The following is a 16,152-nucleotide window of genomic DNA, read 5'->3' as shown; positions in this document are numbered from 1 at the left end:
AGACCGTTTGGAGCAGGAATGCAACCCTTACCGGCCCCAGCCAAGATTTGCTCAACAACAAGAAGTGATCTTTGTTGAGCACGCTACTTGCCGAATCATCGTGGTGGCGCGCCGCATACCTTCATGAGCGCTTACGCAAACCTACTCACTTTTTCGTAGCAGATACATTTCCGTGACGCCACTCGCAGACATCGCCGTCCTGCATGACGTAGTCCTTGCCCTCCATGCGGGCTTTGCCCTTGGCGCGGGCCTCGGCGACCGAGCCCGCCTCGACGAGGTCGTCGAACGAGATGATCTCACCCTTGATGAAGCCCTTCTCGAAGTCGGTGTGGATCGCGCCGGCGGCCTGGGGCGCCGTGGCGCCCTTCGGGATCGTCCAGGCGCGGGCCTCCTTGGGGCCGGCGGTGAGGTAGGTCTGCAGTCCGAGGGTGTCGAAGCCGACGCGGGCGAGCTGGTCGAGGCCGCTCTCCTCCTGGCCGATCGACGCGAGCAGCTCGGCCGCGTCCTCGGCGTCGAGCTCGATGAGCTCGCTCTCGATCTTCGCATCGAGGAAGATGGCCTTCGCGGGCGCGACGAGCGCCGCGAGCTCCTCGAGCTTCGCCGCATCCTGCAGCACGCCCTCGTCGACGTTGAAGACGTAGAGGAACGGCTTCGCGGTGAGTAGGCCGAGCTCCTTGATGGGCTCGAGGTCGATCCCTGCCTGCGAGAGCACCTTGCCTTCGTCGAGCGCCGCGCGCGCCGCCTTCGCGGTTTCGACGACCGAGGCGTCGATCTTGCGGTTCTTCAGCTCCTTCTCGAAGCGCACGAGCGCCTTGTCGAGAGTCTGCATGTCGGCGATGATCAGCTCGGTGTTGATCGTCTCCATGTCGCTCGCGGGGTCGACCTGGCCGTCGACGTGCACCACGTCGGGGTCGGCGAAGCCGCGCACGACCTGCGCGATCGCGTCGGCCTCGCGGATGTTGGCGAGGAACTGGTTGCCGAGCCCCTCGCCCTCGCTCGCGCCGCGCACGATACCGGCGATGTCGACGAAGCTCACCGGCGCCGGCAGCAGGCGCTCGCTGCCGAAGATCTCGGCGAGCTTGTCGAGCCTGGGGTCGGGCAGGTTGACCACGCCCACGTTCGGCTCGATCGTCGCGAACGGGTAGTTCGCCGCGAGAGCGTCGTTATGGGTGAGCGCGTTGAAGAGGGTCGACTTGCCGACGTTCGGGAGTCCGACGATGCCAATTGTAAGAGCCACGAGGGTCTAGTCTACGCGAGGCCGCGGGCGGTTCCTCCGCGGCGGCGCGCATGTCAGCCGCATGTGCCACCCTTGTTCCATGCCCGTCGACTTCACCGCCATCGATTTCGAGACCGCGAACGGCCACCCCTCCTCCGCCTGCGCGGTGGGTCTCGTCAGGGTTCGCGAGGGGCGCGTCGTCGAGCGCGCCGACTGGCTCATCCGCCCGCCCGCCGAGCACTCCGACTTCCTTCCCTTCAACATCAAGATCCACGGCATCACCCCGCAGATGGTCGCCGACGCGCGCGACTGGGCCGACCAGCTCGCAGAACTGCGCGAGTTCATCGGCACGGACGTCGCGGTGGCGCACAACGCCTCGTTCGACATGGGCGTGATCAAGGCCGCATGCGCCGCATCAGTCGTGCCGACACCGAAGTTCCGCTACCTCTGCAGCGTACAGGTGTCGCGCAAGACCTACGACATCCCGTCGCACCGCCTGCCGCTCGCGGCGGCCGCCGCCGGGTACGGCGAGTTCTCGCACCACGAAGCGCTGGCCGATGCCGAGGCGTGCGCCGCGATCATCACCGATGCCGCCGTGCGTCACGGAGCCGACGATGTCACCGCGCTCGCGAAGCACGCCGGCGTGCGCATCCACCAGTTGACGGCCATTCCGCTGAAGCTCTGACCGGACGCTCCAGGCGCCGCCCGGATGTCGGCGGTCGCGCCTAGGGTCGCCAGCAGCCGCAGACCCCACGAAACCCGAGAGATCATGAACGCACTCACCGTCGCACTGCTCGTCGCGAACCTCGCCCTGCTCATCGCCGTGCTCGTCGTCCTGCTGCTCCGCACCGGGCGCGGGGCGAGCGCCGACGCCCCGGCCGCCGGTCGGGAGCTGCGCCTCGAACTGGCGGCGCAGCGCGGCGAACTCGCGCAGGCACTCGCGTCGGGCCAGCAGCAGCTCGACTCGCGCCTGCAATCGGTGGCCGCCGCGCAGAGCGGCGAGCTCGCCCGCGACCGGGCCGCGCGCGAGGCGGGAGAGCGCGAGCAGCGCGAACTGCTCGAGCGCGCGCTCGCGCACCTCAGCGACCGCATGCACCGGAGCGCCCAATCGTCATCGCGCTCGCAGCTCGAACTGCTGCAGACCCTGCAGAACGAACTCGAGAAGATGCGTCAGGGCAACGAGGCGAAGCTCGAGAGCATGCGCGCGACCGTCGACGAGAAGCTGCAGGGCACCCTCGAGCGCCGCCTCGGCGAATCGTTCAAGCTGGTCAGCGACCGCCTCGAGCAGGTGCAGAAGGGGCTCGGCGAGATGCAGACGCTGGCCTCGGACGTGGGCGGCCTCAAGCGGGTGCTCACCAACGTGAAGAACCGCGGCAGCTGGGGCGAGGTGCAGCTCGCGCGCCAGCTCGAAGACATGCTGGCCCCCGAGCAGTTCGCCGAGAACGTCGCCGTGCGCCCGCACGCGTCGGAGCGCGTGGAGTTCGCCGTCAAACTGCCGGGGCGCGAAGCCGGCGAGACGCCGGTCTGGCTGCCGATCGACTCCAAGTTTCCCCAGGAGGACTATGAGCGGCTGCTCGCAGCGCAGGAGAGCGGTGAGAAGGAACAGGTCGAGACTGCGGGCAAGAACATCGAGCGGGCGATCGTCGCGCAGGCGAAGCTCATTCGCGACAAGTACATCGCGCCGCCGTACTCGACCGATTTCGCGATCATGTACCTGCCCACGGAGGGGCTGTTCGCCGAGGTTGCGCGCCGGCCGGGGCTCGCGAGTCGCCTCCAGCTCGATTACCACGTCACCGTCGCGGGCCCGACCGTGCTCATGTCGCTGCTGAACAGCCTCCAGCTCGGGTTTCGCACCCTCGCGATCGAGAAGCGCAGCTCAGAGGTCTGGCAGGTGCTCGGAGCGGCGAAGGCCGAATTCCAGAAGTACGGCCAGGTGTGGGCGAAGCTCGAGAAGCAGCTGCAGACCGCCCAGAACACGGTGCATCAGGCCGGCGTGCGCACCCGCGCCGTCGAGCGCACCCTCCGTTCGGTCGAGACGACCGGCGGTCTCGTACCGCTGCCCGCGGTCGATGAGTCGGGCCTATTCGATTCGGCCGACGCGCTCGATGCGGCCGCGAGCACCGGTGACGCGGAAACGTCGGGCGCCCCCGGAAACCCGGAGACGCCCGACGTCGAGGATTGAGCAGTCGCTCAATCGTCCCAGCGCGACGGGTCCATGTCGCTGATGATGTGGCGGATCGTGCCCGAGTGCGACCGCATCACGATGCTCTCCGCGCGCACGAAGGGGCCGCGGCGCTGCACGCCGTCGACGAAGTCGGCCGAGGTGATGCCGGTGGCGACGAAGTAGCAGTTGTCGCTCGCGACGAGGTCGTTCGACTCGAGCACCCGGTCGAGGTCATGGCCGGCGTCGATGGCGCGCTGGCGCTCGTCGTCGTCCTTCGGCCACAGCTTGCCCTGAATCATGCCGCCGAGCGCTTTCACCGCGCAGGCGGTGATGATGCCCTCGGGAGTGCCGCCCACGCCCACGCACATGTCGATGCGCGAATCCCAGCGGGCCGCGTTCACGCCGCCCGCGACATCGCCGTCCATGAGCAGACGCGTACCGGCACCGGCCTCCCGGATCTCGGCGATGAGCGGCTCGTGACGAGGACGGTCGAGTACCGCGACGCGGATATCGGTCACATCGACCTTCTTCGCGCGCGCCAGTGCACGGATGTTCTCGCCGATGGGGCGGCGGATGTCGACGACGCCGACGCCCTCGGGCCCGCAGACGAGCTTGTCCATGTAGAACACGGCCGACGGGTCGTACATCGAGCCGCGATCGGCGACCGCGATGACCGACAGCGCGCCCGGGCGGCCCTCTGCCGTCAGCCGGGTGCCGTCGATCGGGTCGACGGCGACGTCGCACGCCGCCCCTTCGCCGTTGCCGACGACCTCGCCGTTGTAGAGCCACGGGGCGTCGTCCTTCTCGCCCTCGCCGATCACGACAGTGCCCTGCATGTTCACGGTCGAGAGGAAGCGGCGCATCGCATCGACCGCAGCGCCGTCCGCCGCATTCTTGTCGCCGCGTCCGATCCACGGCGTCGCGCGCATCGCCGCCGCCTCTGTCGCACGTACGAGCTCCATTGCCAAGTTACGGTCGGGCTGCCACTCGCCCAGCGATACAGGTTCAGTCATGACCTTCACCCTACCGCGTAGACTGGGGGTTCGAGCGGTCGACTTTCGACTTCCGCCCCCGTCACAGAGGACAAGGAGCATCAATGCCCGTCGCAACTCCGGAACAGTATGCAGCGATGATCGACGCCGCGAAGCAGGGCGGTTTCGCCTTCCCGGCGGTGAACGTATCGAGCACGCAGACCCTCAACGCAACGCTGCAAGGCTTCGCCGAGGCGGGTTCCGACGGCATCATCCAGGTCACGACGGGCGGCGCCGATTACTTCGCGGGCCACACCGTGAAGAACCGCGCGGGCGGCGCGATCGCGTTCGCGAAGTTCGCCGAAGAGGTCGCGAAGTCGTACGACATCACGGTCGCTCTGCACACCGACCACTGCCCGAAGAACGCGCTCGACGACTTCCTGCTGCCCCTCGTCGCGGCCAGCGAGGAGCGGGTCGCCCAGGGCGGGCTCCCCTACTTCCAGTCGCACATGTGGGACGGCTCGGCAGTGCCCCTCGCCGAGAACCTCGAGATCGCGAAGGAGCTGCTGCCGCGCCTCAAGGCGATGGAGGTCATCCTCGAAGTCGAGATCGGCGTCGTCGGCGGCGAAGAAGACGGCGTGAGCCACGAGATCAACGATCAGCTCTACACGACGCTCGAAGACGCGGTCGACACCGTCGAGGCCCTCGGGCTCGGCGAGCAGGGCCGCTATCTCGCGGCGCTCACCTTCGGCAACGTGCACGGCATCTACAAGCCCGGCGGCGTCAAGCTGCGCCCCGAGCTCCTGGCCGAGATCCAGGCCGGCCTGCAGGCGAAGTACGGCACCGGCGAGAAGCCGCTCGACCTCGTATTCCACGGCGGCTCGGGCTCGTCGTCCGAAGAGATCGCCGAGGCGGTGCGCAACGGCGTCATCAAGATGAACATCGACACCGACACCCAGTACGCCTTCACCCGCTCGATCGCCGATTCGATGTTCACGGGCTACAACGGCATTCTGAAGGTCGACGGCGAGGTCGGCAACAAGAAGCAGTACGACCCCCGCGCCTGGGGCAAGGTCGCCGAGACTGCCATGGCCTCGCGCGTCGCACTCGCGGCGCAGCAGCTCGGCTCGGCGGGCAACTCGGTCAGCGCGTAATGGCAGACGAGCGCCCGACGAAGCCCGAGTTCGGCGAGTACGCGCCCGAGGGGTGGGAATGGAAGCCCGAGGGGGCAGACGCTCCCGACTCTCCGGGCGCCGATGCGGCGCAGCCGGCGGGGTCGGCTCCTCGCCAGGGATCAGGACAGATCCCCGGTGTGCCGCACAACCTCGGGGCGCCGGCGCGCACCGGTGCGGCGGCGGCCGCACCGTCGCCGTCGGGTGCGCAGGGTGCTCCCCCGCTCCCCGAGGCTCCTGCGGCTCCGGGCGGGTCGCGCCCAGCAGAGCCCGCTCCCTACCGCTCGGAGGCGCCCGCCCCGGCCGGCTCCGCCGTCGCGTTCGGGGCACGGCGCCCGAACCTCGCCGACCGCGTCATCACGATCATCCTGCTCGTCGTGGGCGCATTCGGGGCGCTCAACCTGGCAGCCTCGGCCAACGGGTTGCGGGCCTCGTTCGATCTCATGGCCGCGGCGCTCGAAGTCGAAGGGTTCTCCGCGCCGGCCTCGCTCGGCACGCTCGGCACGATCGGGGCGATCGTCATCTTCGCGATCTACGCGTTGAACGTCGTGTATTCGATCCAGCGATTGCGGCATGCGCGGGTCGCGTTCTGGGTGCCGCTCGTCGCTTTCGTCGTCGCGTTCATCGCGTTCACCGTGATCCTGTTCATCGCGATGGGCCAGGCTCCCGACCTCATGCAGGCCATGTCGGCCCCCGATGCACCGTCGAAGGTGCTCGACTACATGTTCGCGCAGGCCGGGTCGACCCCGTAGCCGTTCGGGCGCTGGCGCGGTGATGCCGCGTCAGCGCCGCACACGGCCGCCGATCGCACGCTCATCGGTGTTCCCCGCGGCGTCCTGGCGCAGCTCCTTCGGCAGCGAGAACACCAGGTCCTCCTCCGCGGTGATGGTGGCCTCGATATCGAGGTAGCCCGCATCGGCAAGATCGTCGAGCAGCTCCTGCACGAGCGACTCGGGCACCGAGGCTCCGCTCGTGACGCCGATCGTGCGCACACCGTCGAGCCAGTCCTGCTGCACTTCGGTGGCGAAGTCGATGCGCTTCGCCTCGCGCGCGCCGTATTCGAGCGCGACCTCCTTGAGACGTACGGAGTTCGACGAGTTCGCTGAACCGACGACGAGTACGAGGTCGGCCTGCGGTGCGATCTGCTTGACGGCCACCTGCCGGTTCTGCGTTGCGTAGCAGATGTCGTCGCTCGGCGGGTCTTGCAGGTTCGGGAAGCGTTCGCGCAGACGTCGCACGGTCTCCATGGTCTCGTCGACCGAGAGCGTCGTCTGCGACAGCCACACGAGACGGTCGGGGTCTCGGACCTCGAGCGTCTCGACGTCGTCGGGCGAATTCACGATCGTGATGTGCTCGGGCGCCTCGCCGTAGGTGCCCTCGACCTCTTCGTGCCCGGTGTGGCCGATGAGCAGGATCTCGCGATCCTGCTTCGCGAAGCGCACCGCCTCCCGGTGCACCTTGGTCACGAGCGGGCAGGTCGCATCGATGGCGTGCAGGTGCCGGTCGGCCGCCTCCTGCACGACCACCGGCGAGACGCCGTGCGCCGAGAAGACGACGTGCGCGCCCTCGGGCACCTCCGCGATCTCCTCCACGAAGATCGCCCCCATCTTCTCGAGCGTCTGCACGACGTGCACGTTGTGCACGATCTGCTTGCGGACGTACACGGGAGCGCCGTGGAGCTCGATCGCCCGCTCGACGGCGACGACGGCGCGATCGACTCCGGCGCAGTAGCCGCGGGGTGCCGCGAGCAGCACCTTCTTCTCGCCGTCGACGGGCAGGTTCTTCAAACGCCCGGTCACGCGGCGCATGCGGGGCATCGCGAGGCTCACCACGGGGGCGCCGATCGTGCGCTGATCGACGGGCGGCACAGTCTCACTCATGCTCCGGAGTCTACCCGCTGGGGCTGCGATGACCGCTCGCCGAAACCGAGGCTCCACGGGTCGAAGGGGCGCGCGGTCGGGAAGTCGCGGCGCAGCATCATGCCGACGCCGTCCTCATCGTTCGAGAGCGTCACTTCGACCCCCGTCGCCGTACCGGGCTGCGCGTTGCCCATCAGCACGCCAGCGCCCACCGATTCGAGCATCTCGCGATCGGCGGTCGTGTCTCCGAACGCGAGCACCTGATCGGTACCGATGCCGAAGTGCGCGCAGAGCGCCTCGACGGCGGAGAACTTGCGCGCGTGCACCGAAGTGCACTCCAGTACGTTGCCCGATCGGTGCACGAACATCTCGTCCGCGAGCGGCACCAACCGGCGCTCGAGCTCGTTCAGCGGCTCCGCCTCGCCGCGGAACATGATCTTGAACGTCTCGTTCTCTCCGATCGCACGCTCGACCGCGGGTCGGCCGACGTCGGTCGGCCACACACCGGTGCCACGGGCTTCGCGCAGGCCCCAGTGCCCCATGTCGCTCACGGCCCAGGTGTCGCGCCCGTAGACGCCGACGTGCACGGGGAGGTCGGCCGCGCATTCGCCGGCGCGCGCGACGGTCGGCGCCGGGATCGCCACCGCGCGCAGTGTCGCCAGGCTATCGCCGTAGGCGCCGTCCGTGCCGGTGCTCGTACCGGCACCACGAGCCTCGACGAGCGCACCGCTGAAGGTCGCGTACGAGACCGATGCGCCGAGCTCCTGCGCGATGAGCCGCGCCGAGCTCGGCGGCCGGGCCGTGACGAGGAATACGTGCGCGCCGTACTCCTCGGCGACTCGGGCGATCTCGCTCCGCGTGAATGCGGGGACGCGCTTGTCCGAGCCGATGAGCGTGCCGTCGATGTCGAGCGCGAGGGCGCGGATCGTGGGTTCGCTCATCGCTTGCTCTCCTGCAACGTCGAGATCTGGTCAGGGCCGCGGTCTGAGTCGCGGTCGGGTGGCATGCAGCGCACGGCCACGGCATCCACTCTACGGTTCGGCGCGAGCCGGTCGCCGCAGACCCGCGGGTAGGCTGGTGCCCATGGCTGACGCAGCATCGAACGCCCCCGCGACGCGCGACGCGCCCTGGCCGGTCGCGCTCATGAGCGAGAAGATCGCAGCCTGGGTCGAGCGCCTCGGCACCGTATGGATCGAGGGCGAGATCACGCAGTGGCAGGTACGCGGCGGCCACGTGTACGGCAAGCTGCGCGATCTGCAGCAGGATGCGACGGTGAGCTTCACCGTGTGGCGCTCGGTAGCCCAGCGGCTCACGGGCGAGTTCTCGCAGGGCGACCGCGCGGTCGCGCTCGTGAAACCGAACTTCTGGGTCAAGGGCGGCTCGCTCACGGTTCAGGTGCTCGAGCTTTCGCACGTGGGTCTCGGCGAACTGCTCGAGAGACTCGAGCGGCTGCGACGCCAGCTGCAGAGCGAAGGGCTCTTCGATGTCGAACGCAAGCGGCCGCTGCCGTTCCTGCCGGGCCGCATCGGGCTCGTCACCGGTCGCGATTCGGACGCCGAGAAAGACGTCATCCGCAATGCCACGCTGCGCTGGCCCGGAGTGCAGTTCGAGGTGCATCACGCCGCGGTGCAGGGCGACCGGGCGGCCGCAGAGGTAGCGGCGGGCATCGAGGCGCTCGACAGGGATCCCCGGGTCGACGTCATCATCGTCGCCCGCGGCGGCGGCGACTTCCAGAATCTTCTGCCGTTCAGCGACGAGCGGGTCATCCGTGCGGCGGCGGCGGCGGGCACGCCGATCGTCAGCGCGATCGGTCACGAGGCCGATCGGCCGCTGCTCGACGAGGTCGCCGATCTGCGTGCTTCGACGCCCACCGATGCGGCGAAACGCGTGGTGCCCGACGTGGGCGAGGAGCTGGCGCGCATTGATCAGGCGCGGGCGCGGATGAGCAGCCGACTCGGCCAGATGCTCGCCCATGAGACCGCTTCGCTCACGGCGCTGCGCGGCAGGCCGGTACTCGCCCTCCCCGAGCGTATCGTGGACGACCGCGCCGAGGAGCTCGTGCGGTGGATCGCGCGCGGCACGGAACTCGCCGACCGTGCGATCGAGGACCGTGCGCGCGGGCTCGCGGAGGCGCGTTCCCGTCTCGGCGCGCTCTCGCCGCGGGCGACGCTCGAACGCGGGTATGCGATCGCGCAGCTCATCGATGCAGCGGGCACCCCCGGCGAGGTAGTGCGTGACCCCGCAGAAGCCCCGGAGGGCACCGCCCTCTCGATCGCGCTCGCCGGCGGGCGTCTGGGCGCCCGGGCCTCGCGTTAGAACGGTGGGGGTTCGCCGGTCTCGACGAACCTGACCCGGCCCTCCGGCACCGTCCGGGTCTTCCGGACGGTCGGGGACGTCCACTCGAACGTCGCATCCGGTAGCTGCACCACTTCCCAGCCGCCGTGATGCTTCACGAGATGATGATTACGGCACAAGTACCCGAGGTTCGTCATCGCGGTCTCGCCGCCATCGGCGACGGCGACCGTGTGATCGATATCGCACCGGAACCCCGGCATGCGGCAGCCCGGCCACCGGCAATGCGCGTCCCGGACCTGGAGCTTGCGCTTCTGATCCGCCGACGGCACCCGGGACTCCACCTTCCGGATGTCGCCGGTACCGGGATTCACAGTGACCTCCACCCATGAGGTCGCGGCCCCCGCGACCCGGCGGGCCATGTCGGCCGGGATGGGGCCGCAGCCCTCGAGCTCGGACTGCGGTCGTGCACCGGGGCCCGAGGATGCTTCAGGATCGGGGTCGCGTGCCATGTCGGTGTCGAGGCCGGTGTCGAGGTCGGTGTCGAGGTCGTCCTCGTGGACGATCACCTGCACGATGCCCTGCACATTCCCCGCAGCCGTCGACTCCGCGGCCACTGCCGCATCCGCGACCGTCTGGGCGCCGTCTTCAGTGGTGAAGTCGATACCGAGGAAATCGGCGAGCAGATCCGCCCGAATCTCCCCCACACCCCGCGACCGCACCACCGGCAGTTCAGTACCGGTCTTCGCGGCCTGTTCTTTCACTGCGCGTGCCTCTGCCGCCTCGGCCTGGGCGGTGGACTGCGCCATCCGAGTCAGGCGCGAGTAGATCGCCTGCGCCCGATCCACCGGCAGATACGCGCACAACACCGCCATACCGTCCCCCGCGGTCTCGAGCCACACCCGGCGGTGCTGCTGTTCGCGTGCATGACGGCCGTCGATCGATTCCCACGCATACTTCTCCGCAACCCTGCGCGCATAGGGGCGCAGCTGATTCGGGGATACCTGACGGGCTTTCTCCAGCACGAGCCGCTCATACACCGCACGACGATCTCTGATCTCCGAAGTATCTGCACTGCCGGGGATACCGATGATGCGGCCGCTGTCGGCGATCACGCCCGCATGCTGCGGCGCGACCTCCCCCGCCTCGAGCGCATGAACGACGTTCGCGTACTGGGTGGTGAGCTCGACCGCTTTCTCGATGCGCTGCTGCACCGACTGCTCCGACAACCGCGCCGACGCCGCGACATCGGCGACCGCGCTCCGGTATGCGAGCGACCGCTCCACCGGACCATCCCACGACTTCCCGGCGCCCGAAGCGGCTTCACTCGAGCCCGGCTCCCCCACCACGAGGCCCGCGTGTTCGGCGGCCGCGACGGCCCGCACATACGCATGCGCCCGCAGACGTTCCGCCTCGAGTGCGCGGGAGCGCTGCTCGATATCCTCGACCCACGACACCGCCCGATCCAGAGCACCCAGATTCGGACTGCCCGGCCCGAACACCCCGGCAGGCACGACACCCGCACGACCCCGAACACCCCCACCAGCCCCAGCACGAACTCCGGAAGTACCGGATTCCGCGGGCGCGGAAGCCGGGTCCTGGGGCGCGTGGCCTGAGGTGGTGAACATGCTTCTATTGTCCCAGTTTCCGCCGACATTCGCACCCCGAAAAGTGCTTCTGATCAGGAATTGTGGATAACTCGCCCGATTCGGGCAAAACCGCCCAAAACGCCACCCTGTGGAGGAAGAAAGAAGCCCCGAGAGCCCGGATCATGCCTCGGAAAAGCTCCGACGCGGCCCCGGAGGGCACGCGCGCGGCCGTGCTCAGTCGCGGCTCGTCATCTCGAGGTCGCTGCCATCGGCGTTCATGCGGAACCAGGCCGAGTGGTAGTCGTTCTCGACCGAGAGCGCGATCTCGACCGGGCCGATCTGCCGGGCGAACGACTCGCTGTGCACGTCGTGGTCCGTCGTACGTCGCACCGAGACGATGGTGCGGTCGGCGTCGGGCAGCTCGGCGAGCACTCGAGCCTGATCGAGCGCCCGTTCGATCGACCGCCAATCGACGTCGGAGAGCAGGAACTGTTCATCGGCATCGTCGGGTTGAATGAGTGCGGGCCCGGAGTGCTTCACGACGCCGCGCCGGTAGCTCCAGTCGTCGGTCTCCTGCTCGCCGGGCACGACGGCCGCCTCGACGGTGATGAGGTCGTCGGACACCGTCGCATTCACGATGCTGCCGTGACCGATCGAGCGCTCGAGCTCGCCGATCGCTCGCTCGAGCGGTGCCCCCTCGCGCAGGTCGGCGTGCAGCTGCCCGGTCGTGCGCAGCGCGGCGACCGACTCGACGACCGCCCCCCGATACGGCAGCACTACGACGGCCGCGGCGACCAGAGCCGCGATGACGAACGCGGCGATGCGCAGGGGCCTGCCCGTGCGACCGATGCCGATGAGCGGCCGGCGGCGCCCACCGCCGGCAGTCGGCAGCCCCGGCTCCGGGACGAGCAGCGGCCCGGCATCGGAGGCATCAGGCACGACCGGTGACGCGTGCAGAGCATCGGCGATGGGCCTCGCACTGCCCGGAACCAGAGCCACATCGGGCCCGCCGTCGACGAGCAGCACCGCCTCATGCACCGACCCGGGCTGGAAGGCGGGGATCTCGGTGACCGCGACGATGCGCTTCATCGTCGTACGGAACGCGCTGCCCGAATGCGGCTGCACCGTGAGCTCGAGCTCGCACAGCGGCTGATCGTTGATCTGGGTGCCGGTCTGTCGCAGCACATCGACCCGCGCCGCCGCACCTCTGCCCGCTTCGATCGCGGCGTCGATCATCTGCGCCGAAGGCATCTGCACACCGCTCAGCGACCGGCCCACCAGCACGAGCACACCGCTGCTGATCGCAACCGGGAGCCCCACGGCGAACCCCCACGAACCCGCCCCCGGAGGCCCGATCAGAGCGGCGACCCCGCCGCCGAGCACGAATCCCAACCCGATGAAGAACAGCAGACGCAGCACCCCGCGAGTATACCGACCGCCCGGGCGTTCAGCGGTCTGCGCGTAGAATGGGCCGTATGAGTGTCCAGACGCCGGCCGATGTCGCCGCGCTCAGCTATGAACAGGCGCGCGACGAGCTGATCCAGGTGGTGAGCCGTCTCGAGCAGGGCGGCACCTCGCTCGAAGAATCGCTGCAGCTGTGGGAGCGCGGCGAGGCCCTCGCTGCCCGCTGCGAGGATTGGCTGATCGGCGCCCGCCGGCGCCTCGAAGCGGCACGGCAGGACGGTACCGGTGCAGAGACCGGCACCGCGTCCGGCTCCGAGAACGAGGTCTGATTTGGCGAAGCAGAAGCACCCGAACGTCGTCGCCGAACTCGGCCGCCCCGAGACGCCGGGCGAGACCGCCGCGCGCAAGGCCGAGAACAGCCGCCTGTACCGCGAACGCAAGACCGTCAACAACCTCGTGCTCTCGCTGCTCGTCACACTCGGCCTCGTCGCCGTCATCTTCCTGATGGTGCCGCGCGGCGTCGGCGGATTCGACGAGCACTCGATCGACGTCGCGGCACTCGCGGCCGATGCCGAGCCGGGTGCCGGGCGCGCCCTCGCCGCCCCCGACGTGCCCGAGGCGTGGAAGGCGAAGCAGGCCGTGCTGCGCGAGCGCGACGGCCTCGTGTCGTGGCGCATCAATTACACGACCGTCGACGAGCAGTCGGGCATCGAGTCCTACGCCGCCGTCGTGCAGGGCTTCCGGGCCGACAGCGCTCCCGTCGACGAGGCCTGGGTCGCCGAACAGCTCGAGCAGCAGAGCGCCACCGGCACCGAGCAGATCAGCGGCATCGACTGGACCGTATACGACCACACCGACCGCAGCGCGGACAACGCGAACATGCTGTTCGGCTTGGAAGGCGAGTGGAACGGCAGCACGATCCTCGTGTTCGGCACCGATTCGCCCGCGACCATCCGCGTGCTGGCGACGCAGGTCGCCGAATCGCTCGGCGCATAACCCCGCAGAAGGAGCAGCAATGACGACACCACGGGTCACTCCGCAGGAAGCCTGGAACGATCTCAAGGCCGGTAACGAGCGCTTCATGCGCGACGAACTGCGCCACCAGAACCAGGACACGGATCGACGTCATGAGCTCGCGACCGGCCAGGCGCCCAACGCTGCCTTCCTCGGCTGCGCGGACTCGCGCGTCGCCGCCGAGATGCTCTTCGACTGCGGCCTCGGCGATCTGTTCGTCGCCCGCAACATCGGCCAGGTCGCGAACATGAACATGGTCGCGACGCTCGAGTACGCGGTCGCCGTGCTCGGTTCGGCCGTGATCGTAGTGCTCGCGCACGACTCGTGCGGCGCCGTAGCGGCCGCGATCGACCAGACGACCGCCGACCCCGCGCACGTGACGGAGGCGATCCACGACGAGCTCGCGCTGATCCAGCCGGCAGTGCAGCAGGAATGGTTCAGCCAGCACCGCACCACTCCGTACGTCGATGCCGCCCAGATCGACGCGAACGCGGTCGGACGCCGTCACCTCGCCACCACGATCAATCAGCTGATCCGCTCCTCGCGGGTGCTCAGCGAAGCGGTCGCGGCGGGCACACTCGCCATCGTCGGATGCCAGTATCAGCTCGCCGACGGCCACGTCGCACCGGTGACCGCCGTCGGGCAGGTCGACATCCAGCCCGCCGAATTCGCCTGAGGTCCCGCGCCGAGACGCGCACCGCTCGCGAACGCATCGCTTACGAACGCATCACCCACGAACAAAGGATGACAGTGACAGACACCGAGTACCGCATCGAACACGACACCATGGGCGAGGTCCGCGTTCCGAAGAACGCCCTCTACGCCGCGCAGACCCAGCGCGCCGTCGACAACTTCCCGATCTCGGGCACTGGCCTCGAGCCCGCCCAGATCGTCGCGCTCGCCCGCATCAAGCGTGCGGCCGCCATCGCCAACAAGGGCCTCGGCATCATCGACGCGGGCATCGCCGACGCGATCGTCGCGGCAGCAGACGAGATCATCGGCGGCGACCACCACGACATGTTCCCGGTCGACACCTACCAGACCGGTTCGGGCACCTCGTCGAACATGAATATGAACGAGGTGCTCGCGACGCTCGCCACGAAGCACCTCGGCGGTCCCGTGCACCCGAACGACCACGTGAACGCCTCGCAGTCGTCGAACGATGTCTTCCCGACCTCCGTGCATATCGCGGTGACCGGCGCGCTCATCGAGCAGCTCAAGCCGGCTCTCGCCCACCTCGCCGAGGCGCTCGAGACGAAGGCCGAGCTCTGGAAGGACGCCGTGAAGTCGGGTCGCACCCACCTGATGGATGCGACCCCCGTGACCCTCGGCCAGGAGTTCGGCGGCTACGCCGCGCAGATCCGCTACGGCATCGAGCGCATCGATGCGGCCCTCCCCCGCGTCGCCGAGGTACCCCAGGGCGGCACCGCAGTCGGCACCGGCATCAACACGCCGCTCGGCTTCCCCGAGAAGGTCATCGCCGAGATCGCCGCGTCGAGCGGGCTGCCGATCACCGAGGCGCGCAACCATTTCGAGGCGCAGGCGAACCGCGACGGCCTCGTCGAGGCTTCGGGCGCGGTGCGCACCATCGCAGTCTCGCTCACGAAGATCGCCGAAGACATCCGCTGGATGGGTTCGGGCCCGAACACCGGCTTCGCAGAGCTCCACATCCCCGATCTGCAGCCGGGCTCGTCGATCATGCCCGGCAAAGTGAACCCGGTCGTGCCCGAGGCGACCCTCATGGTCTGCGCGCGCATCATCGGCAACGACGCGACCATCGCCTGGGGCGGCGCGCGCGGCAACTTCGAGCTCAACGTGATGATCCCCGTCATGGGCACTGCGCTGCTCGAATCGATCCGCCTGCTCGCGAACGTCTCGCGCGTCTTCGCCGACAAGACGATCGACGGCCTCGTGGCCAACGTCGAGCGCATGGCGACCCTCGCCGGCATGAGCCCCTCGACGGTCACCCCGCTCAACCGCCTCATCGGCTACGAGGCGGCCGCCAAGATCGCGAAGCATTCGGTCGCGAAGGGCATCACCGTGCGCGAGGCGACGATCGATCTCGGGTACGTGGAGCGCGGCGAGCTCACCGAGGCCGACCTCGACCAGGCGCTCGATCTGCTGTCGATGACGCACCCGGGCGTCGCCAAGTAGCACGGGCCGATCAGTCCCATCGGGGGCGGGGAGTCGTCGACTCTTCGCCCCCGCTGCATTTGCGGGGGCGTGCATCGCCAGGGATCGCGGCTCGTCGCACATCGCCGCGGCACGCGCCGTGCATCCCGATGCAGCACCGCGCGAACCCGATTCATGGGGGATGCTTACGGATTCGCGCGGTGCAGGTGGAAGAGGGGCGCCGGTCGGAGCTTCAGAAGTTCGGCCGGATACCCTCTCACCTCATGAGAGCGGTCGCAGCGGAAAAGGTGACGCGACGCACAGATTTTTGATTGAATGAACTCAGGTCGTTCCACGAG

Annotated in this window: 15 protein-coding genes; 9 read left to right on the top strand and 6 right to left on the bottom strand. The window is 68.9% G+C overall.

Annotated features, from left to right (window positions below):
• Positions 1-145: 145 nt before the first annotated feature.
• On the bottom strand, positions 146-1,237 hold the full coding sequence (gene ychF, locus NHL51_RS01415; RefSeq protein WP_434141230.1) for a redox-regulated ATPase YchF: 1,092 nt from the start codon (positions 1,235-1,237) through the stop codon (positions 146-148).
• Between the two features lie 79 nt (positions 1,238-1,316).
• Here ychF and NHL51_RS01410 point away from each other — a divergent pair, with 79 nt between their 5' ends.
• Complete coding sequence (locus NHL51_RS01410; protein WP_434141228.1) at positions 1,317-1,901, top strand: 3'-5' exonuclease; 585 nt, start codon at positions 1,317-1,319, stop codon at positions 1,899-1,901.
• Between the two features lie 84 nt (positions 1,902-1,985).
• The gene (locus tag NHL51_RS01405; protein WP_434141226.1) at positions 1,986-3,398 is read left to right on the top strand and encodes a DNA recombination protein RmuC; all 1,413 of its coding nucleotides are present in this window, start codon (positions 1,986-1,988) and stop codon (positions 3,396-3,398) included.
• Positions 3,399-3,406: 8 nt separating this feature from the next.
• Here NHL51_RS01405 and glpX read toward each other — a convergent pair whose 3' ends face one another.
• Positions 3,407-4,393, bottom strand: a complete 987-nt coding sequence (glpX, locus tag NHL51_RS01400) for a class II fructose-bisphosphatase (RefSeq protein WP_434141224.1) — start codon at positions 4,391-4,393, stop codon at positions 3,407-3,409.
• Positions 4,394-4,476: 83 nt separating this feature from the next.
• Here glpX and fbaA point away from each other — a divergent pair, with 83 nt between their 5' ends.
• Positions 4,477-5,505: a class II fructose-bisphosphate aldolase gene (gene fbaA, locus NHL51_RS01395; RefSeq protein ID WP_434141222.1), complete on the top strand. Its 1,029-nt coding sequence runs from the start codon at positions 4,477-4,479 to the stop codon at positions 5,503-5,505.
• Positions 5,505-6,275, top strand: a complete 771-nt coding sequence (locus tag NHL51_RS01390) for a DUF6264 family protein (RefSeq protein WP_434141220.1) — start codon at positions 5,505-5,507, stop codon at positions 6,273-6,275. Before fbaA ends, NHL51_RS01390 begins: the two co-directional genes overlap by 1 nt.
• 30 nt (positions 6,276-6,305) lie before the next feature.
• Here the strand turns inward: NHL51_RS01390 and NHL51_RS01385 are convergent, their stop codons facing one another.
• Positions 6,306-7,340, bottom strand: coding sequence for a 4-hydroxy-3-methylbut-2-enyl diphosphate reductase (locus NHL51_RS01385; RefSeq protein ID WP_434141673.1), 1,035 nt, complete (start codon positions 7,338-7,340; stop codon positions 6,306-6,308).
• Positions 7,341-7,399: 59 nt separating this feature from the next.
• On the bottom strand, positions 7,400-8,323 hold the full coding sequence (locus NHL51_RS01380; RefSeq protein WP_434141218.1) for an HAD-IIB family hydrolase: 924 nt from the start codon (positions 8,321-8,323) through the stop codon (positions 7,400-7,402).
• A 142-nt stretch (positions 8,324-8,465) separates the two neighbouring features.
• Here NHL51_RS01380 and xseA point away from each other — a divergent pair, with 142 nt between their 5' ends.
• Positions 8,466-9,698 (top strand): exodeoxyribonuclease VII large subunit, encoded by a 1,233-nt coding sequence (gene xseA / locus NHL51_RS01375; RefSeq protein WP_434141216.1) that lies wholly within the window; start codon positions 8,466-8,468, stop codon positions 9,696-9,698.
• Here the strand turns inward: xseA and NHL51_RS01370 are convergent.
• Together NHL51_RS01370 and NHL51_RS01365 are read right to left on the bottom strand one after the other, a co-directional pair.
• Positions 9,695-11,131 (bottom strand): HNH endonuclease signature motif containing protein, encoded by a 1,437-nt coding sequence (locus tag NHL51_RS01370; protein WP_434141214.1) that lies wholly within the window; start codon positions 11,129-11,131, stop codon positions 9,695-9,697. The genes xseA and NHL51_RS01370 overlap by 4 nt on opposite strands.
• A gap of 366 nt (positions 11,132-11,497) precedes the next feature.
• Positions 11,498-12,682, bottom strand: coding sequence for a hypothetical protein (locus NHL51_RS01365; RefSeq protein WP_434141212.1), 1,185 nt, complete (start codon positions 12,680-12,682; stop codon positions 11,498-11,500).
• Positions 12,683-12,738: 56 nt separating this feature from the next.
• Between NHL51_RS01365 and NHL51_RS01360 the strand changes: the two genes are divergently transcribed.
• From NHL51_RS01360 to NHL51_RS01345, 4 genes are all read left to right on the top strand, one after another.
• The gene (locus NHL51_RS01360) at positions 12,739-12,996 is read left to right on the top strand and encodes an exodeoxyribonuclease VII small subunit (protein WP_434141211.1); all 258 of its coding nucleotides are present in this window, start codon (positions 12,739-12,741) and stop codon (positions 12,994-12,996) included.
• 1 nt (position 12,997) lies between these two features.
• Positions 12,998-13,663 (top strand): DUF4245 family protein, encoded by a 666-nt coding sequence (locus NHL51_RS01355; RefSeq protein ID WP_434141209.1) that lies wholly within the window; start codon positions 12,998-13,000, stop codon positions 13,661-13,663.
• A gap of 19 nt (positions 13,664-13,682) precedes the next feature.
• On the top strand, positions 13,683-14,357 hold the full coding sequence (locus NHL51_RS01350; RefSeq protein WP_434141207.1) for a carbonic anhydrase: 675 nt from the start codon (positions 13,683-13,685) through the stop codon (positions 14,355-14,357).
• Between the two features lie 68 nt (positions 14,358-14,425).
• The gene (locus tag NHL51_RS01345; protein WP_434141205.1) at positions 14,426-15,835 is read left to right on the top strand and encodes a class II fumarate hydratase; all 1,410 of its coding nucleotides are present in this window, start codon (positions 14,426-14,428) and stop codon (positions 15,833-15,835) included.
• Positions 15,836-16,152 lie beyond the last annotated feature (317 nt).

The organism is Leucobacter sp. gxy201 (assembly GCF_051043335.1).
Lineage (GTDB): Bacteria > Actinomycetota > Actinomycetes > Actinomycetales > Microbacteriaceae > Leucobacter.
The sequence above is the reverse complement of the archived record's forward strand: the minus strand, read 5'-3'. Positions and strand labels throughout refer to the sequence as shown.

Bases quoted from the DNA above. Each gene is read 5' to 3' on its own strand.
- NHL51_RS01410 (WP_434141228.1), top strand. From the start codon at position 1,317: ATGCCCGTCGACTTCACCGCCATCGATTTCGAGACCGCGAACGGCCAC.
- NHL51_RS01405 (WP_434141226.1), top strand. From the start codon at position 1,986: ATGAACGCACTCACCGTCGCACTGCTCGTCGCGAACCTCGCCCTGCTC.
- glpX (WP_434141224.1), bottom strand. From the start codon at position 4,393: ATGACTGAACCTGTATCGCTGGGCGAGTGGCAGCCCGACCGTAACTTG.
- fbaA (WP_434141222.1), top strand. From the start codon at position 4,477: ATGCCCGTCGCAACTCCGGAACAGTATGCAGCGATGATCGACGCCGCG.
- NHL51_RS01390 (WP_434141220.1), top strand. From the start codon at position 5,505: ATGGCAGACGAGCGCCCGACGAAGCCCGAGTTCGGCGAGTACGCGCCC.
- NHL51_RS01385 (WP_434141673.1), bottom strand. From the start codon at position 7,340: ATGCCCCGCATGCGCCGCGTGACCGGGCGTTTGAAGAACCTGCCCGTC.
- NHL51_RS01380 (WP_434141218.1), bottom strand. From the start codon at position 8,323: ATGAGCGAACCCACGATCCGCGCCCTCGCGCTCGACATCGACGGCACG.
- xseA (WP_434141216.1), top strand. From the start codon at position 8,466: ATGGCTGACGCAGCATCGAACGCCCCCGCGACGCGCGACGCGCCCTGG.
- NHL51_RS01360 (WP_434141211.1), top strand. From the start codon at position 12,739: ATGAGTGTCCAGACGCCGGCCGATGTCGCCGCGCTCAGCTATGAACAG.
- NHL51_RS01350 (WP_434141207.1), top strand. From the start codon at position 13,683: ATGACGACACCACGGGTCACTCCGCAGGAAGCCTGGAACGATCTCAAG.
- NHL51_RS01345 (WP_434141205.1), top strand. From the start codon at position 14,426: ATGACAGTGACAGACACCGAGTACCGCATCGAACACGACACCATGGGC.